Here is a 19,870-nt window from a genome sequence, read left to right as displayed (position 1 = left end):
ACTCTGTGACCTGTTTTCGTGTGCCTTTATTTACCGGCTGTACTTTCAACCTTATGCTCTCCTCCTTTCCTGTATTATGCTTCACGCCGATAGGCAAGCAGACTGTACCCCATGGCAAGAAGAACTCCCGTTACAAAGCCAATCGCTGTAATCAATTTCTTCCGTGGTGCAACAGGTCTCTCGATGTCAGGCAAATTCGCCGCATCGATGATCTGGATATCCATGCTCTCCATCGCCGCCTGTATCTTGTTCTGCTCGTACTGCTTGACGAGGTTCAGATAGACCTCATTCTTAATCGTAGAATCACGGCTAAGACGCATATACTCCATGACATCATCTGGGAATGTGCCAAGCTCTTCTTCCTTCTTCGCCTGCTGCTCTTTCAACGCGCTCTCACTCGCCGTTGCAACAGCAAGGTTGACGGCAGCAAGTGCACGGCTACTGAGAAGCTGCGACTGCGTCGGGTTTAGTGTTGTTGCATCGGATTCAACCGTCGCACGCACTTCTGCGTCGAGGCTGTTCTGCAGTTGCTCTAATTCCTTTTGCGCACGCTGAACGCTCGGATGAAGATCAGTATAGTTCTGCTCAAGGCTGACGATCTCAAGGCGCTTGGCTACAATCTGGTCGCGAATCTTTTGTACGATAGAGTTATCCGAGATGTTATACGCCTTGCTTGCGGACTTCTGCTCGCCGAGTTTCTCGTTCGCTGCGTCAAGGGAGGCCTGTGCCGACCGTGCGGCGACCTCTACTTCTCCAATCGCCTTATCGTATGCCGCCATTTGCTCGATCGCAGCCTTTGCCTGATCGTCAGGGCTATACAACTTGTGTTCACGACTAAACGCGGCCAGTTTCGCCTCCGCCTCCTCAGTTTCACGCTTTGCGGTTCCAATGCGTTCATCGAGAAATTTCATGAGGAGTGACTGCGTCTGCTGGTTCATATCGGTCTGCATGAGAAGGAAGTTATCTACCACAGCTTGTGAGATTCTCTGTGCTTCTTCGGGCGTTTTACCGCGTGCAGCAACCTCAATGAGATTCGTTCCCTTTGTATTGCGAATATCAAGGTATCCCTTTGCAAAGCCCTTCGCGTCGGGTTTCTGATCCTCCTCAAAACCAAGAGAGTCGATAATCGGATCAAGCACAGTTCGGGTTTTCATCAGCTCGATATAATTCGTGGTCGGGGAGGAAACACTCCCGCCGCCTATGCCAAGTGCAGCCATCGCAGCAACTGTCCCCGAAATGTCAACCTTTGCCGCGCTGCGTGTCTGGACAAGTGTCGTGGACTCATACTGTTTCGGCAAGACAAACGCAATCACGAGAGCGACAAGTGCGCAGATTGCTATAATGCCAAAGAGAACGACCTTGTGATCCCCCATCACCCGAAAGAGGCGCGAGAGGTCAATCGTGTCTTCATTGTGTTCCATAAGCTATTCCTCTCCCCTCAGTCCTTCATTGCCTTATACATCGTCCACACGTTGATATACGGCAAAATGTCCTCATCAAACTTGATGCCGTTCGAGCGCGGCACGTAGACGATATCGCCATCCTGCAGAACGACATTCTGTGTGAGATCGTGTTTCTTGATATAGTTCTTGATGTTCAGCGTCTTATAGTACATGGTATCGCCCACAACGCGCAGCACCTGTACCTGCGTGCTGCGACCGCGGCGTTTGATGCCGCCGGCAGAGGAAATCGCTGCATATGCGTTGAGATTATCCACACCGAGATCGTGTATGCCCGGTGAGCCGACCTCCCCCATGACATAGACCTTACGAGGGCCATAGGATTTCATGATAAGTGACATGTCCGGGAAACGCAGATACTGCCCCATACGTTCCATCAGGATCTCCTTTGCCTCATCCAAGCTCATCCCCGCGAGTTTGACCGATCCTGCATAGGGAAGCTGGGCATAGCCGTCGGGACCAACCATAACATCGCTCATGTCGGCACCGCCGGGGAGTCCGATGACCTGGATATCGATAACATCGTACTTCGTCAGACGATAGGTCTCAAGCAGACGATCCGGTTGGAGCGTCGCGACTTTGAAGTCGCCGCCCTCAACGATATGATACGGCATGTCGCTCACCGCCTCTGCACGGACAGGCATATTACCTGCCGCATATGCGGGCATATCCGACATCGCAGGACAGCCGATCAGCGTACATACACCAACAACCGCAAGACTTTTCTTCCCTATCATGAGTGTCTGACTCCTTTATATCGTAATCCAGTCCTAATTATATAAAATTCAAACAAGCTGTCAAGGTATCCATGTTTTCAAAAAAGCTCCAACATCTTAAACAAAAACACCCAACCAAAGATGGTAAAGCAGGCGAGGGCACTGCTGTAGACGACGCTATTACCCGCAAGCTCGGCATCCGCCTGCATCTGCTGCGCCATGGCAAAGCCGGCGACGGCGCAGGGTGTGGCAAACACGGCGATGAGTGTCACGAGCTCGACACCGCGAAAGCCAAGTACGATTGCAAGCGAAAGCACGATGGCAGGCACAATGATGAGCCGTGAGGCAACCGAAAAGATGAGTTGGCGCAAATGTGCGTGATAGCTCCCACCATGAAAAGATGCACCGAGAATGATGAGTGCAACGGGCGTGGTCGCCGCCGCGATCTGTGCGACAGGCTTCAGCACAGGCGCAGGAATCGGCAGCTCTACGAGGCGACACAGTGCCCCCGTAATTGCTCCCAAGATCATGGGATTCATGAGAACGCTGCGCAGGATCGGCAGGAGGTCAAATCGTCCGCCGCGAAAGGTCTCAAGTACGAGCACACCGAGTATATTATAGATGGGAACGATGACTGCAATCATCATGGTCGGAATCGCAATCGCCGCATCGCCAAAGATGTTGCTGACGAGCGGGATACCCATGAGGACGTAATTGCCGCGAAAGGCCGCCTGGATCATCGGACCTCGCCGCGCATTTTCCGGCTCAATGCGGCAGACAATACACGTAAAGACGAGTGCCGTGAGCAGCACACCGGCCGCACCAAAGAGCATGAGTGTGGGTTGGAATGCCGTCCCCGGATCGGAGATGTAGATGTTGTAAAACATCATAAAGAAGAAGAACACACGGAACACCATGCGATTCATATGCCGAAGTTCTTCCTCACTGAGAAGACGCGAACGTTTCACGAAAACGCCGACCGCCATCAGACAGAAGAGGGGAACAACGCCGCCGAGCGCGACAAAAAAATTGCTGAGCACAAAAAAGCCTCCCCACCCATTCGACTGTATTATAACAGGAAAGAGGTGGAGAGGCAACGTATAAAAGCACTTGCACCGAAGTCGATAAATTCGCTGTGTTTTACTCACAGATCTGCATCTGCCGCTCACGAAACGTAACAATCTGCAAATCAAAGGCGCGGGTAAGCTCACGTGCGCGGTCATAGTTCCGACCGACACCGTCGGGGACGTGTGCATCCGAGCCGACGGTGACATAGCGTCCGCCAAGTTCATAGTAACGGCGATAGATAGGCGCAAGTTCCTTGATGCCACGCGGGGTACCGAGGCGGCGCGTATTGATCTCGATGACGGTATCCGTCTCGACGAGGGCGCGCAGGACGGCATCGATGTCGTCGGTGAAATCCCCGTAGGAAAGCTCTGGATTGTCAAAGGGGGCGTTGCGTGCGATGTAGTCAATGTGCGCGAGTGCATTGATAAAGGGATGCGCATAGATCTCGTCGCGCATGACGGTGAGGTACTCGTGATACATCTCCCGTTTCTCACGCCCCTCGAAGGTCTCGGGATAGTAGAGATCCTTCACATCCAGAAAGTGAATCGAACCGAGCACGAAATCAAATGGAACACGCCGCAGGAATGCGGCATTTTTTTCGCGTGCACTCGCCATCATGCCCATCTCGACACCGAGCGATAGATTACCCTTGGCGCGGAGCGGCTCATACGCCGCCCAATACGCCGCAGGATCGAAGATAAACTCCTCCGTGCCCGCCGATGGAAAGTCATAGTCCAGATGCTCAGTGAATACGAGTCCGAGTCCCTGCTTCGCCGCCTCTCGAAGCGCATCCGCCGCCTTCATCTCAGAATCAGCGGAAAACTCCGTATGAACATGACTGTCAAAAAACATCTTCACACCTCCTGCATCTCCAGATTCCCTACCGCATCGGACAGGCGTGCAAAATCCGCAAGGGAGAGCTGCTCGCCGCGCATATTCTCCGCGATACCCGCCGCCAGAAGCCCCGCACGGCTCATTTCCTTGGTCAGCCCCGCCCCCGTAAGGGCATTGAGAAGTGTCTTGCGCCGCTGCATAAATGCGGCGCGAACGAGACGGAAGAAGAGTTTTTCATCGTGCGGCTGAACCGTCGGTACATCCTGCACCTGGCAGGCGATGACGGCACTCGTCACCTCGGGCGCAGGCAGGAAGGAGCGCGGCGGCACGTCCATGACCATACGCGGAACGGTGAAATACTGGACAGCGATGGAAAGTGCGCCGTAGTCCTTCGAGCCGGGACGTGCCGTCATGCGGACGGCGACTTCCTTCTGCACCATTGTAACGAGCCGCTCGATCGGCAGCCGCTGTTCGAGAAGCGTCATAATGATCGGCGTTGTGATGTAGTAAGGCAGATTTGCGACAACCTTGAATCGTTCTCCCGCAGGAAGCCCGAGCGTTTCCATGATGTTCAGCTTCAGAATATCGCCCGGTATAATCGTGACATTATCGTAGCCCTTCAGTGTCTCCGCGAGTACGGCGGGAAGCTTTTTGTCCAGCTCAACGGCAACGACGCGCGCACCGCTCTCGGCAAGCCCCTGCGTGAGCGTCCCGATGCCGGGTCCGATCTCAAGCACAGTGTCCTCTGGGGAGAGTTCTGCCGCGTCGACAATGCCCTGCACAACACCTCGATCAACGAGGAAGTTCTGCCCAAGGCGTTTGCTCGCACGCAGATGAAATGCGCTGAGAATATGGCGCGTAACCTTGGGGTCGGCGATAACGGGAATACTTGCGTTCATTATAGCTCCTCTATTGCAGATATAAATTCCTCGCGGGTAATCCCGTAGGTGTTCAGACGACGGAGAAATGTTTTCGCGTTGGCAAAACCAAGCCCGAGAACGCGTCCAAGACGTGCTCGCCGTGCGGCGGCATCCTCCGTGCCCGTCAGCCCGTGCGCCATCATATCCGCCATTGAGAAAATCTCTACGGGTGCATCCATCGGTGTCCGCACCTTTTCAAGTGCGGCACGGATTGCTGCAGGGCTTGCCTGTTCGATGCCAATATCGCCATCGCCCAGATTCGTCGCATCCTCGACGGGAATGAAGGCATGACGGGCACGCGGGAACATCTCTGTGAGGCGTGCCCGAATGCGCTCCCCCACTGTATCGGGGTCGGTGAGGACGATGATGCCGCGTTTCTCGTACGCGGCGCGGATGTTCTTGATCGCCATGCTGCGCAGGCGAAAGCCATCTGTGATGATGCAGTCCGCCTCGACCGCACGCCGCACCGCCCGCACATCCATCTTCCCCTCGACAATGATGACTTCTTTAATCACAATCGGCTCTTACGCTCCTTGCTCTCATGAGTCACAGAATTCGCCCCTTCCACCACGCTTCACGTGGTCCCCCTCCCCCGTTATGACGGGGGAGGCTTTTTAGTTTATGGTACACCGACTTCTCCACCATAACACAAGACAGGCTTGAGGGAATTATGCGGATTCCTCAAGTGGATCCTTTACTACAGGGGATTCATAGAGGACAAAGGGATCGATGTCAATACACTTCGACGCATCACGATTTCCTTCGAGATCCCATGCCACAGAGCCATTCATAACGGTCATCGTATTGACAAAAATCTGCTGGTCGCGCAGCCGTGCAAAAACGCCCGTCCCCATGACAAGCTCCGAAGCATCATAGCGTCGCACCGTACCGTCGTTGAAATAGGCGTAGACGATATAACTATCCCCCGGCACAACCTGTAACACCTCGGGGAAAAAACGAGAATCCATCGTGGTCACATCCTTCGCATTGGCGGAACTGGATTGGGAGACTTTCCGCTCTTGACCAATTCCCAGTTCTGCATTAGTTCATCCTGATAGAGAACACACCAAGCAAGAACAATCTTCAGCTGCCTATTGGGAAGAAATCCGCTTAGAACACACGCATTTTGTATATCAATCGCCGCTTTGTTGTCTGCATATTCTGCATGGATATGCGGCGGGTTGTGGTCGTTGTAGTAAATCGTGATACGAATGCCAAAGAACAAACTGATTTCAGGCATATTACGCCCTCCCATTCACAAAAATCTCTGTACCTCCCCATACAGTCTCTCATGAATCTCCTCGATCGGCAGCGGCTCTCCATCCATACTTGACGGAATCCGCACCCAGCCGTAACGCACGGCTAGGAGGACGTAGGCATCGTGGGCACGTGCGAGGTAGGCGGCATCGCGCTCGTGGATGTCGGGCGCAGCCCCCTTTGCCCTCGCACGCGCCGCAATCAGGCGCTCTGCCGCGCGCGGCTCCATGTCGAGGAAGAAGACGGCATCGGGCACGGGCAATCCCATCTTGCGGAACTCAAGATCACAGAGCCAGTCCAGAAACGTGTCGCGTTCCTCCGGATCTATGAGCTTCACCGCCTGATGCACCATGTTGGACGTGGTGTAGCGGTCAGCAAGTATGATCGCTCCCGCCGCATAGTCCCTCCCCCACTTTGTCCGATAGGAGGCGTAGCGGTCAACGGCAAAGAACGTCGACGCGGCGTATGCGTTCACGTCATCCGCATGTGCGCCAAAGTCGCCGCGCAGATACATCCGCACGAGCATGGAGGAGTCCGCCGCGTAGTCAGGAAATGTGACAGGCACAACACGATGCCCCTCGCGCACAAGCCGCTCCGTGAGAAGCCGTGTCTGCGTCTCCTTGCCCGAGCCGTCCCCCGCCTCGATGATAAAGAGTTTTCCGTTTGCCATATCAGCCTTTCGCAATCACCATGAGTGTTCCGAGCGACGCATCCGCCGCCCCGACAACACGCGCACCGACCGCCTTCATCGCGCGCAGATACGCGAGCGTCGCACCGTCGATCACATCGCCCGGTGCGAGCACGGGAATCCCCGGCGGATAGAACACAATCGTCTCTGCCGCGACCCGCCCCTCAGCCGCCCCGACATCGATATGCTCACTGCGTGCAAAATACGCATCGCGCGGCGCGAGAGCCGTCTCCGGAATCGCCGGCAGTGCCAAAAAGGATGCTGCCCCGCGTGAAATACACAGCGGAGCATTCTCCTCTGCCAAGCCCCGAAGTGCCGCAAAAAGACGTTCCGTCTCCCGTTCCCCATCCGCGTACGAGAGGAGCAGCAGCACATTCCGTGCATCGGCAAGCTCGCACGCGATACCGCGCCGCCGCAGTTCCGCCTCCGCCGCAAAGCCCGAGAGTCCGAGTCCCGTAACCTGCACCGTGATCTTCAGCGGATCGAGTGCCGCCATCCCGTCCGCACCCATGTGCTCTGCGCCGAATGCCCAGAGCCCTTCGATTTCGTTGATGCGGCGGCGCAGCTCCTCTGCTGCACGAATCGCAACGGCGAGACGTTCCCGCCCCTCTCCCGCCATCTGTGCGCGTGCGAGATCGAGCGAGGCGAGCAGGATTTCATTTGGACTGGTCGACTGCACAATGCCCGACGCCGCACGAATCCGCTCCGTCGGCACGCGTTCGCCGCGTGCGAGGAGCATTGAGGTCTGCGTCAGCGAGCCGAGCAGCTTGTGTGTACTCTCTGCCGAGAGATCCGCCCCCGCCGCCATCGCAGACGGCGGCAGTTCATCGGAGAACGCAAAGTGCGCCCCATGCGCCGCATCCACGAGGAGGAGTTTATCCTGTGCGTGGAGGAAATCCGCAATGGCAGCGAGCTCCGTCGCCACACCGTAGTACGTCGGATAGACGAGGAGCGCGGCGCGTGCCTCGGGGTGCTCGCACACGGCACGTTCCACGGTACGCAGCGACACCCCCATCGCAATGCCGAGCCGTGTGTCAATCTCCGGCTGCATATAGACGGGACGTACGCCCGTAAGGATCATCGCCCCCACAACCGCGCGGTGCACATTGCGCGGTACGAGGAGCACATCTCCCGGCGCAAGCGCAGCGAGCAGCATTGTATGGAGCGCGCCCGTCGTCCCATTCACCATGAAGTATGCCGCATCCGCACCGTACGCCTCTGCCGCCAGCTCCTCCGCCGCACGGATGCAGCCCGTCGGCAAATGGAGATCGTCGAGCTCTGCCGAGAGCGAGACATCCGCACGCAGCCCCTCCTCTGTAAAGAAGCGGTGCAGCAGGGGGTGAGCCCCGCGCCCGCCCTTGTGCCCCGGCGTGTGACATGGCAGAACACCAAGTCCCGCATAGCGGAGCACAGCCTCGGCGAGCGGCGCGTTCAAGCGTCCTCCATCATGCGATTCTGCACGCGCAGATGCACCTTCGTTCCCTTGCCCGGCTCGGAGAGAATCTGGATCGCCGCACCGATGATCTTCGCACGCTCCTCCATACCGATCACACCGAAGTGACGCCCGCGCAGACGCCGCTGCGTTTCCATGTCGAGCGCATCCGGCTTCTCCTTTTCCTCCGGCACACGGTTCGTATCGAAACCGACGCCGTCGTCCGCAATCAGCACCGTCAGAGCCTGTGCCGTATAGTGCATGCGCACACGCACCTTGTCCGTTTTCGCGTGATGCACGACGTTGTTCAGAGCCTCCTGCACAATGCGGAAAATGGCAATCTCCACATGCTTCGGCAGCGCGTAGTGCGTCCCCTCAAGGCTGAACGTCCCGCGCAGCTTGCCGCGCTCGCCGAACAGACGAATCAGCTGCTCCACCGCCTGCGGCAGCCCCAGATCGTCAAGTGCCATCGGACGCATATCGAAGATGATCTGCCGCACACCCGTGAGGCATTTGCGAAGCTCGCCGCGCAGCTCCACAAGCGTCTTTTTCGCCTCATCCATATCCTGATCCATGAGGCGTTCCGTGATGGTCGTCATAAAGAGCACGTTCGCAAGTTCCTGTGCGGGACCGTCGTGGATCTCGCGCGAGATGCGGTAGCGCTCCTCCTCCGTTGCTTTGATGATGCGCGCACCGACGAATTTGTCCTTCTGCACCGCCTCGATCTTCCAGAGCACACCGCTCACCTGCGTGCTAAGATAGCTGAGCACCGAGCCGATGGAGAGTGCCATATGCTCCGCACGTGCTACAACATTGTAGAGATAGCGCAGACGGATCTCGAGTTTGTCGCGCTCCACGCGCATCGTCTGCTCCTTCTCGCGCTCGATTGCGAGATTGATCTGGATGATTGAGACCGTCTCGTACGCACTGCGGATCTCATCCTCCGTGTGCTCGGCAAAATTGCGGCTCACCTCTGCAAGCCGCTGCTTTGCCTTCTGCTCCTCTGCGGCAAGCGAATCCACACGCGCGATTGTCTCCGCGACACGCTGTTTCAACTCCGTCAGACGCTCCCGCGCATCATCCACCTCGCTGCGTGTATTCTGATAGATGTCGAAAATCTGTGTCTTATTGTCCTCAATCGCATCAATCGTACTGGTCAGCAGTCTGCGCAGCTGCCCCTCCTCGAGGCCTTCCCCGATCTGCTCCTCCGGCAGGTACGCATCTCTCCGCCGTCTTCCACTCGTTCGCATCGCACCCTCCTAAGGGAATCGCTGATAAAATGAAGTCCGTCAGATTGGCGTAGATTTTTTCGTCCGAACAAGGAGGCAAACCGGACGCATAGCCAAAGCTATGTGGAGGATTTGCCGACACAGTGCGGGCAAAAAAGATGCGTCAAGATGATGGTGCTGAATTTATCAGGGCTTCCTAAGCACTCCAATATTTTTCATTGTACCCCATTTCAGGGCAAAAGTCACGCAGACTTGCTTTTTCCTTAAAAAATCGGTAAAATATCGGAATGGAGAGAAATACAGTCCTACATATATGAGACGAAAGCACAGGTGAACGCAATGAGCATCTTTTCCCGCTTCCTCCCGAAGCGCAAGCCCCCCGAACTGAAGAACAACATCCCGAAGGAGAAAGAGAACATTCGCAAGACCTTCGGTGTCTATTGCAGCAAGCATCACAACCCGAAGGGCGGCAAGCTCTGCCCCTCCTGCACGGCACTGCTCGCCACCGTCTTTACGAAGATCGACCGCTGCCCCTACGGCATCACGAAGCCGATCTGCGACCGCTGCGACCGTCCGTGCTTCGGTGCGAAGGCGACACAGGAATTCCTCACCATCATGAACAGCACGCAGCGCGGCATGTTCCTGCGCCACCCGATCATGACGATCAAGCACAAGCTGGCGAGCATGGGGGTCGACTACGCCAAGTACCAGCAGGAAAAGAAGGTCAGCGACAAGGTAAAGGCAAAGGAGAAGGCGGCAAAGCCGCGCGCAAAGGAAAAAGAGAAGAAGAAATAAGCATAGAAAAAGCCTCCCCCGTATCGACGGGGGAGGCTTTTTTCGATTATGCAAGGTTGCGGATGTAGTCCTTGAGCTCGTCCGCCGCGCGCGTCACGCGCGAGAGGTTCGCCGTGATCTCCTGCGTCGATGCCGCCTGCTGCTCACTGATGGAGCCGGTCGTCTCGATGGATTTCGAGATATCCTCGACGGCGCGGTTCATCTCGTTCAGCGTGACCTGGATGCGCTCCGTCGCCTCGCGTGACTGCTCAGCGAGCTTGCGTACCTCCTCGGCAACAACGGCGAATCCGCGTCCCTGCTCACCGGCACGCGCCGCCTCAATCGCCGCATTCAGACCAAGCAGGTTCGTCTGTCCCGCGATGTTCGTAATGAAGTCGATGACCTTGATCGTGTCGGCATTGCGCTCCTGCAGGAACTTCGCCTGCTTGACGGACTCCTGCCCTGCACTTGCGAGCTCCGTCGCGCTCTTTGCCACCTGCTCGATCGCCTCGTAAACCGTCTGCGTCGAGGTTGCGATTCGCTCAATCGCTTCGAGCAGGCGCTCGTGGTCAATCTTCGTCTCTTCTGCCATTTTTTGCTTCCTCCCTGATCCACCCGTGTCTGAATGATTTCATTGCAGTGTTTGCTATGTTTTTAATTCAACGTACATAAGAAAAACCCTTCTCCTATGAAAAAATTTATATGTTATTTTTCAGGCATAAGGATGATATTCACCGGCAGATTCGATGCGCCCGGCGGTGAATACTCGAACGCCACAGACTGTCCGGCCGCATACGTCCCGAGATCGGAAAGCTCCGTGTACTGCGTCAGAAAGAGCAGCCCCTCCTCACGCGCCTGTACGACATTCGGTGCTTCCGGCAGTGTCTGATCGCCGAAATAGGCACGCGTCGCCGGTGTCTGGAGGAGAGCACGCTTCCCGCCGCTCTCGACGCGCATTGCGCCCGCATAGACTCCGCCCAACGGACTGAGGAAGTAGCGTATATTTTCACGTCCCATCGTCGGAATGTCGATCTGATAGAGGATGCCATAGTTGCCGTAGTTCACGACCGTCGATCCATCCGTCGCATCGATGCCGTGCCGATAGACATCGTGAAGATTGTCGCCGATGGGGAAGTAGACAGCGCCGTCCATCGAGGGGCGATACGGTTTCTGTGCTGTGATGACGCGGTTCATCCCGTGGAACGTCCCGCGCAGGGCGATCTCATCGCGCGGCAGGACGCGCGCGATCCGCAGAAAGGCAAAGGGATCGACATCCGCGCCATACATGATAACCGAGACGCGCACGGGCGCATTCGTGTGGAAATCGTAGACTCCGTAGACGAGCTGCCCCGGCGCGAGCAGGGTTTCGTTCATTGTGGGCACGAGAAGGCGCGGACGCTCCTTCGTCACATAGATGCGCTCGTTCAGCTCGTGCGTGTCAAAGTAGCCGATCTGCGTCTCCTTGCCGACATGCAGATAGTCCGTACTCGGTGCAGCGGCAGCCCCGCGCATCACGGAGACGGTCGCAAGATCCGCCTCCGTCTCGAGGACGACGGCGAGCTTCTTCGGCTGTGCCGTATCATTCAGATGATAGTAGAGGACGCGCGCGTCCCCCGTCACCATGTCCCGATAGAGAACCCCGACCTCCTTGACATACTCGGGGCTGTCGGAGAAAAGCAGCGTGCCGCCCGTGTCGTAGGACTCCACCGGCCAACGGTGCATGAGGTGCGATGTACCGGGCGAAAAGATACGGTTGCGCGGCGGCTCCGTCGATCCGAGAATATGCGTGATGCGGTCGCGGATATTCGCCTGTGCCGTACCGCGCTCGCGTACAATCGTCGTACTGCCGTCATGCTTCGCCGCGTATGCCTGCCCCGCCGCACAGACGAGTGCAAGCGTCGCCGCTGCTATTCTCCAAAACCTTGCCTGTTCCATCGCCCCTGTTTTACACTCCCTTCATTTCTCATTACTCCCCACGCAACACCATGCGCAGGTGTGCGATACCATCGCGCACGCCGTCCGGCAGCTGCGCGAGGCGCACATTCAGACGCGCCGCGATGTCTGCCTTCATGAGGCGCAGACGAAACTCTGTCCGCCCGAAATGCGGCCGTGGAATATTCACACGATGCAGGAGATACGGATTCGTCTCCACATTGTTCAGCCCCGCCTCGCCCGTCACCGCCGTCAGGTAGTCCTCCTCGGCAAGCATCGCAACAATCCCCGCATCATACGCCCCCGTCGGATAGGAGAAGCTGTAGATGGTTTTCAGCCCCTTCCACTCGAGCATCAGCTTCGAGAGCCGCAGCTCCTCGCGCTGTTTCTCGGGAGGCAGTGTCGTCAGCGGAATGTGGTTCGCCGTGTGGCTGCCAATCTCCATACCGCGCCGCTCCATGTCAAAGAGATTGTCCCATGTCATGTAGCCCGGAAGACCGATATCATTCGTCACCACATAGAACACCGCTTTCATGCCGCGCTCTTCGAGCATGGGCAGAACGACACGGTGGTTGTCCTCGTATCCATCATCAAAGGAGAGGATGACGGGTTTTTCGGGCAGCTCCTGTTTGCCCTTGCGCGCACGTGCATAGTCCTGCGGCGTGATCGTCGTATACCCCTCCGCCGCGAGGTAGTCCAGCTGCGCGGCAAACTCCTCAGGCGGCACGACGTAGCGTCGTTCGTCAGCAGATGCGTCATCCTTTACCATATGATACTCGAGAATGGGAAAGCCCGTCGGCAGCGTTGCCGTCAAAATCCATGCGGCAAACGCAGCAAGCAGCAGCACAGGCAGAGGCAGCCCGCCCGAAAGCTGCCGTGCGATACCTCTCATCAATACTCAAACCTCCTCTGCCATCGTGCATAATTTCCGCAGACGATGGCTCATGCCCGACTTGCTGATGTGACACAGCGCGGCGAGCTCCGTCATGCTGATCTCTGGATGTGCGCGGCGCATCTCTGCCGTCTCACGCAGCTCCTCGGAGAGCGCGGCGAGCCGCCCCGCAGCCGCGAGCCGCTCGATTGCCGCCAGCTGATCCGCAGCGGCATCCACGGCACGTTGGAGATTCGCCGTCTCCACATTGACGAGACGGTTCACCTGCGCACGCACCTCCTTGAGGTTGCGCGCGACCTCAATTTCCTCCGCCGCCTCCTCCGCACCGATGAGCGCAAGAAAGTCCATGACGGCATCGCTCTCCTTGAGATAGACGACGTACGTCTCACGCCGGTCAGTCATCCCTACAGGGAAATGCAGCCGGCGCAGGAGTGTGTGGAGCGCACGTCCCAGTGCCGCGCTCTTTGCCGTGATTTCGAGATGGCAGCGTGCCTCGGGACGGTTCACACTGCCGCCTCCCAGAAACGCCCCGCGCAGATACGCCGCGCGGCAGCACTTTTTCCGCAGGAGCTGCACATCCGTGCGCAGCGTCTCGCCGCCCGTGAGAAAGCCGAGGCGTATGAGGAGCGGCGTGACGCCCTCCCCTGCCGCAATGTTGACAATGTATGTGCGACGACGCAGCTGCGGCGTGCGCTCCATTGCAACTGAGGTCGCAAGCGAGGCATCCATCGCGCGCAGCAGACGGATCATGCGGCGTGCGACGGCGGCACTCGCGGCCTCAAAGCGCAGCCCGAGACCATGCTCCCCGTCCGTCCCCATGGATGCGCCCATGCGCAGGAGCGCGGCAAGCTCTGCCGTGCGGCAGCAGTCACGCTCCGCATCTGTACGCGAGAGCGCATTTTTGACATCCGAGGCAAACGACGGCATTTCAGCTCACCCGCAGATCGTAGATCATGCGCATGACGTTGCGGCTGAGCTTGTCGGGATCGTGCCGCACCGCATCGGACTGGTTGATGATGTCCGCCGCGACGAAACCGATGCCAAGCGCATTGATCGCCGCCTCGTCTACCGCAACGGGCGCAATCCCCTCCGCCGCATATTTCTCGCGCAGTTCGTCCGAGATCGGCGCACTGTTCACGAGCATGAAGTCGATTGCCCCGCGCCCCGCGTGCTTGATGATTGCCTCTACGTGCATCGCAGCGGTATAGCCGTCCGTCTCGCCCGGCTGCGTCATGACGTTGCAGATGTAGATCTTGAGTGCGCGGCTTTTCCGGAGCTCCTCGGCAACGCCATTGACGAGGAGATTCGGCATGATACTCGTGTAGAGACTGCCGGGGCCGAGGATGATCGCGTCCGCCGTACGAATCGCCTCGAGTGCGGACGGGACGGGCTTGACATCCTGCGGATAGAGGCGCACGCGGCGGATGCGTCCCGGCACCTCCGGGATGTGCGACTCGCCCTCGACGACCGTACCGTCCTCGAGAATCGCATCGAGGCGCACGGACTGCTTCGAGGCGGGGAGCACGCGCCCCTTGACCGCGAGAACCTTTGAGGATTCGCGCAGTGCCGTCTCCATATCTCCTGTGACCTCCGCCATCGCCGCGAGAAAGAGATTGCCAAAGCTGTGCCCTGCGAGATTGCTCTGCCCCTCAAAGCGATGCTGAAAGAGCTTCTCCATCAGCGGCTCGGTATCGGCGAGCGCGACGAGACAGTTGCGCAGGTCACCGGGCGGGATAATGCCGAGCTCCTCGCGCAGCCGCCCCGACGAGCCGCCGTCATCCGCAACCGTCACCACCGCCGTCACATTACTCGTCAGTTCCTTGATCCCGCGCAGGAGCACGGACAGACCATGCCCGCCGCCGATCACCGTGACCGCAGGGCCGCGGCTCAGGCGTGTTTTTTCATAGACAAGATCAACGAGGCGCGCCGATGTCCCTTCGGGCATCAGCGCGGTGATGACGGAGCGGATGATGTGCCGCGTGGCCAACAGCATAAGACCGCTGCCGAGAAGTGCAATGAGGCCGCCCGCAATCGCCGTAAAGCCGTAGTCATAGCTGCCCTGCCATGTATAGACAAAGCGGAAGATCGCCTCCTCGATGCTGTCAATGTATTTGTAGTTGAAGATCAGTGCCGCTCCAAGCCCGACGCAGAGCGTCCCGATGGCAAAGACAAAGAGCCATCGTTTGAACCCCATGCCGGGATAGAGCCATTTTATGAGATGCATCCGTCAGTCCTCGCTCACATGCTCGTGCACCTCATTCTTCATGAGGTCGCGATGTTCGAGATGCGCCGCATAGCTGCCCTTGATGCAGTCGTAGAGATGCTTTGCGATAAAGACACTGCGGTGCATACCGCCCGTGCAGCCGATGGCAATGACGAGCTGCGTCTTGCCCTCCTTCACATACTGCGGGAGGAGGAAGTCGATCATGCCGTCGAGGTACTGCTCGAATTTCTGCGTCACCTCCCACGACGCGATGTAGGACGCAACCTGCGGAACAGTACCGCTCCTCTTGCGCAGCGCGTCCACATAGAACGGATTCGGCAGGAAGCGCACGTCAAAAACGAGATCAGCGTCGAGCGGAATACCGTACTTGAACCCGAACGAGAGGATGTTGACGTTCATCTCCGCATCCCCGCCGTGCGTATCGTAGTGCTGACGGATGATGTCGCGCAGCTCCGACTTGCGCAGATTCGATGTGTCAATCAGCTGTGTCGCTCGCGCACGGATGGGGGCGAGCTGTCCGCGCTCGCGCGTCACGCCCTCCGAGATGCGCGCATCGGGCGCGAGCGGATGGGGACGGCGCGTCTCCTTGTAGCGGCGGATGATCACATCATCGGACGCCTCGATAAAGAGCAGCTCATAGGAGACATCCCCCGCATCCAGTTCGCCGAGAATCCGCACAAAGTCATCGAAGAACTCGCGGCTGCGCGTGTCCACCACAATTGCCGCACGGCTGATCTGCCCGTGTGTCTCACGGCAGAGGTCAATGAATTTCGGAATGAAGACCGGCGGCAGGTTATCCACACAGAAATAGCCCAGATCCTCCATATAGCGCGCTGCGAGCGACTTCCCGCCGCCCGACAGTCCCGTCACGATCACAGGGCGGAACTTCTCCGCCGTACGCTTCGTTTCTCCCATTGCCGATCACCTCACAGTACAAATTTCTCAATCGCAAGCGCGATTCCGTTCGCATCGTTCGATGCCGTCACATAGCGGGCGCGTTCCTTTGCCTCGGCCAGCCCGTTCTCCGGTACGACGGAGAACGCCCCCATCTCGAGCATCTCGAAGTCGTTGTCCGCGTCGCCCGCGACCATGACCTCGTCGAGGGTCAGCCCCATCGCATCCGCGAGAGCCTGCACACCGACCGCCTTGTTCACACCCAGCGGATTGATGTCGACGCTCGTGCCCGTATTCTGCTGCGGCACAAGGCGGTCGCCAAACTGCGCCCGTATCTCGCGCACATAGGCAGCAACGCCGTTTTCCATCTCACGCAGAACGAACTGCGGGACATTCTCCGTATAGGGCAGATAGTCATTGCCGACCTCTGTCACCACGAAGTTCGCTGTCGTGCGATAGGCGGTAAAATAGTCCGCACGGTACTCCGGTGCGTAGATGGCGATGCCGCTGTACCAGTTCACATACCAGTTTCGTTCATAGGCAAAGGTCAGGAACTCACGCGCGAGTGCAGGATCGAAATAACGTGCAAAGACAGGTTCTTCCTCCGCGCGTCCAACGTAGCCGCCGTTACAGCAGATGACCGGTGCATCGGAGGCGAGGAGGCGCGTGAAATAGAGTGCCGAGCGCAGCATCCGCCCCGTCGCGATCGTCACCGTGACACCACGTGACATGGCGCGTGCAATGATGTCCTTCGTGCGCGTCGTGATTTTCTTGTCCGACGTGAGGAGCGTCCCATCCAGATCGAGTGCAATGAGCTTGATCGCCATTCCGTTACCCCTTCATGGGCACGGGCGCATCCGCCCCCATGCCGAGCACATAGTGATAAATCGCCGCCGCGAGACCGTTCTTCTCACAGGTCAGCGTCTCGTAGTCCGTCACCTCTTTCACCTCGGGGAATGCGTTCCCCATGGCGATGCTCCTCCCCGCCGCCTTCAGCATGGGAAGATCGTTGTACGCATCGCCGATCGCCATCGTCTCCTCAATCGCGATGCCGAGCTTTTCCGCGAGGGAGCGCAGTGCCGATGCCTTCGAGATCCCCTTGGGAACGATCTCAATGAGGCAGTCCGCCGAGCGCGTCACATCCACGCGTTCGCCGAACGCAGCGAGCACCGCCTCTGCACGCGCGAGCGTCACCGCGAGCTCCTTCGTCACGAGGAGTAGCTTGCAATTCCCCTCCGTGTGCGCAAAGAGCCCATCCCAGCCGACCGCCTCGCCCGTGAGCTTCTGTGAGTTCTCGTAAAAGCGGGACTCATCGCATGCCTCCACATAGCGCAGAACACCGCCGCTGTAACTCTGGATGTACCAGCCGCGCGCCTTGCAGAACGCGATGATGTCGTGCGCGAGCGCGGGATCGACCGTGTGCTCCTCGTAGACGCGTCCGCTCGGGCTCTTAATCAGCCCACCGTTGTAGGAGATGATGGGGACATCCACACCGAGTGCGCGGGCAACGGGCAGAGCCGCCTCGAACATGCGCCCCGTCGCAATCGTCACCGTGACACCCGCCTCCACCGCGCGGCGCACGGCGGCAATATTCTCCGCCGACACCACATTCCCGTCCGGCAGCATCGTCCCGTCCAAATCCGATACGAATAATTTGATCGCCATATTATCCCCCTGTTTCCCATTTCCATCAGTTGCTGACAAAGTGCTTTCCCCTATGTTATAATACCCCGAAATGATTCATCGAAAGGAGGAGCATCTTGCAGAACGTATTCCGCAATTTTATCATCCTCGTCGGTATGCTCCTCATCCTCACGGGCATCTTCGGACTCTCCTACACCTACCAGATCGACCATCGCACGGCACGCAGTCTCTCCGCGTATGCGCGCATCGACTTTCAGGCATCCTATACCGGCGAGGGGCGGCTTGAGGGTGCGACCCTCGCGCTCTGGGACTACCGCTTTGACGAGGCAAAACTCCTGCCCGATGTCGTTCTCTACACAGACGGTGCCGCATGGGAGATGAAAGCCGCCACCAAGTACACGCCGCGTCCCGTCGAGGGAGCAGACAGCCCCTACAAGAATGAAAACAAATTCTTCGTCGAGCTTCCCCGCGCCAGCCTCCCCGCTGTCCGCAAGGCGACGGGCATCCGCCTCCGCTTCTACTACGACAACGGGCAGACCATCGATCTGCCGCTGAACGAGCCCGACCTTGCCTACTGGCAGCGCGAACTCGGGAAAGGCATCTGACCGATGCGCATCTCTGCTTGAGACATTGTAACACCTCCACCGAAATTTTTCCAGTCACCGCATTCTTGATCTCACTCCCATTTCCGCTATGGCGAAATTCCCATATACACTTGAAATGCTTTTCTATCAATGCTATAATGATCATGAATCAGAGGTGGGCATGCGCCAACCAAATAGAAAGGCCTCGGGGAGTGATGACCCCGAGGTCTTTTTTGTGCGCTGATGAGACGCACCCGGCTGATGCCACAGTGGAGGCTGCTTCTACCTCCTCAGCCTCTGCACAATCAGTGCGCCAAGAACACTCCCGACAACACTGATGAGCAGCGAAAGCAATAGATCAGAGATGTGCACGTCACCAACCCCCCTCCCGTGCCTGATTGACCGGATGAGAGCCGTGGCAAGGGGATTATATCACATAAGGAAAGGAAACATCAATGAAGAAACACGACCTCGTCCTCATCGGCGCACTGCTCCTTCTCTGTGGGATCGGTGCCATATTTTTTTTCACACGCACGGACAAAGAAATGCGTCATGCCGTTATCACACAGGACAACGTGCAGCTCTACGACATCCCGCTCACGGGGCACACGGGCACGGAGGACATCGTCATCGCGGATGGGGACGGAGCGAACACGATCCGCATCGAGGATGAAAGCATCGCCGTCGTCGATGCGGACTGCCCCGACCTCGTCTGCGTCAAGACGGGAAAGGCATCAAAAAAAGGCGACGTGATCGCCTGCCTGCCACACAAGCTCCTCATCGAAGTGAAGTAATATGAACCTTCACCGCATGACGCGCATTGCGCTGCTCACAGCACTCTCCCTCATTCTCTTTGTACTTGAGGGATTCCTCCCTCTGCCGCTGCCCGTCCCTGGCGCAAAGCTCGGGCTCGCCGCCATCGTCACACTCATCGCACTCCATCTCCTGCCGACACGCGACGCAGCACTCATGCTCACGCTGCGCATCCTCCTCGCATCCGCTCTCGGGGGAGGACTTGCGCCCATGCTCTACAGCTTCGCGGGCGGCGTGGCGAGTTTCGCGGCAATGATGCTGCTGAAAAAGCACACGCAACTGTCCATCGTCGGCATCAGTGCGGCGGGCGGCTTCCTACACAATATGGCGCAGCTCCTTGTTGCCGCCGCCGTCATGCAGACGACCACCCTCTTTTTCTACGCTCCCGTGCTCGGCTTCGTCGGGATATTGACGGGCATCGGCATCGGCATCGCTGCACAGACAATTTTACAGAAAATTTTACGATAAATATTCTCAATTTCAATATTTTGTGCTATACTACATTTCAC

General features: G+C 57.9%; 23 protein-coding genes. 4 read left to right on the top strand and 19 right to left on the bottom strand.

The genetic code is table 11. The features are described from left to right. Nucleotides 1-74: 74 nt before the first annotated feature. The 11 genes from ACO6BQ_RS02415 to ACO6BQ_RS02365 form a co-directional block, all read right to left on the bottom strand. On the bottom strand, nucleotides 75-1,421 hold the full coding sequence (locus tag ACO6BQ_RS02415) for a GumC family protein (RefSeq protein WP_489119341.1): 1,347 nt from the start codon (nucleotides 1,419-1,421) through the stop codon (nucleotides 75-77). A gap of 17 nt (nucleotides 1,422-1,438) precedes the next feature. Further along, nucleotides 1,439-2,197 (bottom strand): polysaccharide biosynthesis/export family protein, encoded by a 759-nt coding sequence (locus tag ACO6BQ_RS02410; RefSeq protein ID WP_489119340.1) that lies wholly within the window; start codon nucleotides 2,195-2,197, stop codon nucleotides 1,439-1,441. 77 nt (nucleotides 2,198-2,274) lie between these two features. After that, nucleotides 2,275-3,216: an AEC family transporter gene (locus ACO6BQ_RS02405; RefSeq protein WP_489119339.1), complete on the bottom strand. Its 942-nt coding sequence runs from the start codon at nucleotides 3,214-3,216 to the stop codon at nucleotides 2,275-2,277. 100 nt (nucleotides 3,217-3,316) lie between these two features. Continuing rightward, nucleotides 3,317-4,096 carry a histidinol-phosphatase HisJ family protein gene (locus ACO6BQ_RS02400; protein ID WP_489119338.1) on the bottom strand — a complete coding sequence of 260 codons (780 nt, stop codon included), beginning with the start codon at nucleotides 4,094-4,096 and terminating at the stop codon, nucleotides 3,317-3,319. Between the two features lie 2 nt (nucleotides 4,097-4,098). Next, complete coding sequence (rsmA, locus tag ACO6BQ_RS02395; RefSeq protein ID WP_489119337.1) at nucleotides 4,099-4,977, bottom strand: 16S rRNA (adenine(1518)-N(6)/adenine(1519)-N(6))-dimethyltransferase RsmA; 879 nt, start codon at nucleotides 4,975-4,977, stop codon at nucleotides 4,099-4,101. Beyond that, nucleotides 4,977-5,513 (bottom strand): ribonuclease M5, encoded by a 537-nt coding sequence (rnmV, locus tag ACO6BQ_RS02390; RefSeq protein ID WP_489119336.1) that lies wholly within the window; start codon nucleotides 5,511-5,513, stop codon nucleotides 4,977-4,979. Before rnmV ends, rsmA begins: the two co-directional genes overlap by 1 nt. 153 nt (nucleotides 5,514-5,666) lie before the next feature. Further along, nucleotides 5,667-5,966 carry a DUF2442 domain-containing protein gene (locus ACO6BQ_RS02385; protein WP_489119335.1) on the bottom strand — a complete coding sequence of 100 codons (300 nt, stop codon included), beginning with the start codon at nucleotides 5,964-5,966 and terminating at the stop codon, nucleotides 5,667-5,669. 5 nt (nucleotides 5,967-5,971) lie between these two features. Then, nucleotides 5,972-6,238: a DUF4160 domain-containing protein gene (locus ACO6BQ_RS02380; RefSeq protein ID WP_489119334.1), complete on the bottom strand. Its 267-nt coding sequence runs from the start codon at nucleotides 6,236-6,238 to the stop codon at nucleotides 5,972-5,974. A gap of 15 nt (nucleotides 6,239-6,253) precedes the next feature. Beyond that, a complete protein-coding gene (locus ACO6BQ_RS02375) occupies nucleotides 6,254-6,925 on the bottom strand; it encodes a dTMP kinase (RefSeq protein WP_489119333.1) in 672 nt (223 codons plus the stop codon). A 1-nt stretch (nucleotide 6,926) separates the two neighbouring features. Further along, nucleotides 6,927-8,378: an aminotransferase class I/II-fold pyridoxal phosphate-dependent enzyme gene (locus tag ACO6BQ_RS02370; protein WP_489119332.1), complete on the bottom strand. Its 1,452-nt coding sequence runs from the start codon at nucleotides 8,376-8,378 to the stop codon at nucleotides 6,927-6,929. Beyond that, nucleotides 8,375-9,625, bottom strand: a complete 1,251-nt coding sequence (locus tag ACO6BQ_RS02365) for a sensor histidine kinase (RefSeq protein WP_489119331.1) — start codon at nucleotides 9,623-9,625, stop codon at nucleotides 8,375-8,377. The genes ACO6BQ_RS02370 and ACO6BQ_RS02365 overlap by 4 nt, the downstream gene beginning before the upstream one ends. A 318-nt stretch (nucleotides 9,626-9,943) precedes the next feature. On the opposite strand from ACO6BQ_RS02365, the gene ACO6BQ_RS02360 reads away from it, so the two are divergent. Further along, nucleotides 9,944-10,399: a nitrous oxide-stimulated promoter family protein gene (locus ACO6BQ_RS02360; protein WP_489119330.1), complete on the top strand. Its 456-nt coding sequence runs from the start codon at nucleotides 9,944-9,946 to the stop codon at nucleotides 10,397-10,399. A gap of 46 nt (nucleotides 10,400-10,445) precedes the next feature. On the opposite strand, the gene ACO6BQ_RS02355 is transcribed toward ACO6BQ_RS02360, so the two are convergent. The 8 genes from ACO6BQ_RS02355 to ACO6BQ_RS02320 all read right to left on the bottom strand — a co-directional run bounded on the left by ACO6BQ_RS02355 (nucleotide 10,446) and on the right by ACO6BQ_RS02320 (nucleotide 17,985). Further along, nucleotides 10,446-10,970 carry a methyl-accepting chemotaxis protein gene (locus ACO6BQ_RS02355; protein ID WP_488785178.1) on the bottom strand — a complete coding sequence of 175 codons (525 nt, stop codon included), beginning with the start codon at nucleotides 10,968-10,970 and terminating at the stop codon, nucleotides 10,446-10,448. Nucleotides 10,971-11,083: 113 nt separating this feature from the next. Beyond that, on the bottom strand, nucleotides 11,084-12,313 hold the full coding sequence (locus ACO6BQ_RS02350) for a copper amine oxidase (RefSeq protein WP_489119329.1): 1,230 nt from the start codon (nucleotides 12,311-12,313) through the stop codon (nucleotides 11,084-11,086). Between the two features lie 31 nt (nucleotides 12,314-12,344). Continuing rightward, nucleotides 12,345-13,202: a polysaccharide deacetylase family protein gene (locus ACO6BQ_RS02345; protein WP_489119344.1), complete on the bottom strand. Its 858-nt coding sequence runs from the start codon at nucleotides 13,200-13,202 to the stop codon at nucleotides 12,345-12,347. Between the two features lie 6 nt (nucleotides 13,203-13,208). Further along, nucleotides 13,209-14,129, bottom strand: coding sequence for a DNA-binding protein WhiA (gene whiA, locus ACO6BQ_RS02340; RefSeq protein ID WP_489119328.1), 921 nt, complete (start codon nucleotides 14,127-14,129; stop codon nucleotides 13,209-13,211). A gap of 1 nt (nucleotide 14,130) precedes the next feature. Continuing rightward, nucleotides 14,131-15,426, bottom strand: coding sequence for a gluconeogenesis factor YvcK family protein (locus ACO6BQ_RS02335; protein WP_489119327.1), 1,296 nt, complete (start codon nucleotides 15,424-15,426; stop codon nucleotides 14,131-14,133). A gap of 3 nt (nucleotides 15,427-15,429) precedes the next feature. Continuing rightward, nucleotides 15,430-16,341 carry an RNase adapter RapZ gene (gene rapZ, locus ACO6BQ_RS02330; RefSeq protein WP_489119326.1) on the bottom strand — a complete coding sequence of 304 codons (912 nt, stop codon included), beginning with the start codon at nucleotides 16,339-16,341 and terminating at the stop codon, nucleotides 15,430-15,432. A gap of 11 nt (nucleotides 16,342-16,352) precedes the next feature. Then, nucleotides 16,353-17,147, bottom strand: a complete 795-nt coding sequence (locus ACO6BQ_RS02325) for an HAD family hydrolase (protein ID WP_489119325.1) — start codon at nucleotides 17,145-17,147, stop codon at nucleotides 16,353-16,355. 4 nt (nucleotides 17,148-17,151) lie between these two features. Beyond that, a complete protein-coding gene (locus ACO6BQ_RS02320; protein ID WP_489119324.1) occupies nucleotides 17,152-17,985 on the bottom strand; it encodes a Cof-type HAD-IIB family hydrolase in 834 nt (277 codons plus the stop codon). Nucleotides 17,986-18,119: 134 nt separating this feature from the next. Here ACO6BQ_RS02320 and ACO6BQ_RS02315 point away from each other — a divergent pair, with 134 nt between their 5' ends. The 3 genes from ACO6BQ_RS02315 (at nucleotide 18,120) to ACO6BQ_RS02305 (ending at nucleotide 19,829) form a co-directional block, all read left to right on the top strand. Then, a complete protein-coding gene (locus ACO6BQ_RS02315) occupies nucleotides 18,120-18,569 on the top strand; it encodes a hypothetical protein (RefSeq protein WP_489119343.1) in 450 nt (149 codons plus the stop codon). A 434-nt stretch (nucleotides 18,570-19,003) separates the two neighbouring features. Further along, a complete protein-coding gene (locus ACO6BQ_RS02310) occupies nucleotides 19,004-19,342 on the top strand; it encodes a NusG domain II-containing protein (RefSeq protein WP_489119323.1) in 339 nt (112 codons plus the stop codon). 1 nt (nucleotide 19,343) lies between these two features. Continuing rightward, the gene (locus ACO6BQ_RS02305; RefSeq protein ID WP_489119322.1) at nucleotides 19,344-19,829 is read left to right on the top strand and encodes a Gx transporter family protein; all 486 of its coding nucleotides are present in this window, start codon (nucleotides 19,344-19,346) and stop codon (nucleotides 19,827-19,829) included. Nucleotides 19,830-19,870 lie beyond the last annotated feature (41 nt).

The sequence above is a fragment of the Centipeda sp. (in: firmicutes) genome (genome assembly GCF_057271695.1).
This window is presented reverse-complemented; position numbering and strand designations above follow the sequence as displayed.

Excerpts from the sequence above, each read along its gene's own strand:
- ACO6BQ_RS02320 (WP_489119324.1), bottom strand. The coding sequence starts at position 17,985 with ATGGCGATCAAATTATTCGTATCGGATTTGGACGGGACGATGCTGCCG.
- ACO6BQ_RS02385 (WP_489119335.1), bottom strand. The coding sequence starts at position 5,966 with ATGGATTCTCGTTTTTTCCCCGAGGTGTTACAGGTTGTGCCGGGGGAT.
- ACO6BQ_RS02380 (WP_489119334.1), bottom strand. The coding sequence starts at position 6,238 with ATGCCTGAAATCAGTTTGTTCTTTGGCATTCGTATCACGATTTACTAC.
- rsmA (WP_489119337.1), bottom strand. The coding sequence starts at position 4,977 with ATGAACGCAAGTATTCCCGTTATCGCCGACCCCAAGGTTACGCGCCAT.
- ACO6BQ_RS02410 (WP_489119340.1), bottom strand. The coding sequence starts at position 2,197 with ATGATAGGGAAGAAAAGTCTTGCGGTTGTTGGTGTATGTACGCTGATC.
- ACO6BQ_RS02350 (WP_489119329.1), bottom strand. The coding sequence starts at position 12,313 with ATGGAACAGGCAAGGTTTTGGAGAATAGCAGCGGCGACGCTTGCACTC.
- whiA (WP_489119328.1), bottom strand. The coding sequence starts at position 14,129 with ATGCCGTCGTTTGCCTCGGATGTCAAAAATGCGCTCTCGCGTACAGAT.
- ACO6BQ_RS02360 (WP_489119330.1), top strand. The coding sequence starts at position 9,944 with ATGAGCATCTTTTCCCGCTTCCTCCCGAAGCGCAAGCCCCCCGAACTG.
- ACO6BQ_RS02400 (WP_489119338.1), bottom strand. The coding sequence starts at position 4,096 with ATGTTTTTTGACAGTCATGTTCATACGGAGTTTTCCGCTGATTCTGAG.
- ACO6BQ_RS02365 (WP_489119331.1), bottom strand. The coding sequence starts at position 9,625 with ATGCGAACGAGTGGAAGACGGCGGAGAGATGCGTACCTGCCGGAGGAG.
- ACO6BQ_RS02375 (WP_489119333.1), bottom strand. The coding sequence starts at position 6,925 with ATGGCAAACGGAAAACTCTTTATCATCGAGGCGGGGGACGGCTCGGGC.
- ACO6BQ_RS02305 (WP_489119322.1), top strand. The coding sequence starts at position 19,344 with ATGAACCTTCACCGCATGACGCGCATTGCGCTGCTCACAGCACTCTCC.
- ACO6BQ_RS02315 (WP_489119343.1), top strand. The coding sequence starts at position 18,120 with ATGCTCCTCATCCTCACGGGCATCTTCGGACTCTCCTACACCTACCAG.
- ACO6BQ_RS02415 (WP_489119341.1), bottom strand. The coding sequence starts at position 1,421 with ATGGAACACAATGAAGACACGATTGACCTCTCGCGCCTCTTTCGGGTG.
- ACO6BQ_RS02355 (WP_488785178.1), bottom strand. The coding sequence starts at position 10,970 with ATGGCAGAAGAGACGAAGATTGACCACGAGCGCCTGCTCGAAGCGATT.
- ACO6BQ_RS02325 (WP_489119325.1), bottom strand. The coding sequence starts at position 17,147 with ATGGCGATCAAGCTCATTGCACTCGATCTGGATGGGACGCTCCTCACG.
- rapZ (WP_489119326.1), bottom strand. The coding sequence starts at position 16,341 with ATGGGAGAAACGAAGCGTACGGCGGAGAAGTTCCGCCCTGTGATCGTG.
- ACO6BQ_RS02335 (WP_489119327.1), bottom strand. The coding sequence starts at position 15,426 with ATGCATCTCATAAAATGGCTCTATCCCGGCATGGGGTTCAAACGATGG.
- ACO6BQ_RS02310 (WP_489119323.1), top strand. The coding sequence starts at position 19,004 with ATGAAGAAACACGACCTCGTCCTCATCGGCGCACTGCTCCTTCTCTGT.
- ACO6BQ_RS02345 (WP_489119344.1), bottom strand. The coding sequence starts at position 13,202 with ATGAGAGGTATCGCACGGCAGCTTTCGGGCGGGCTGCCTCTGCCTGTG.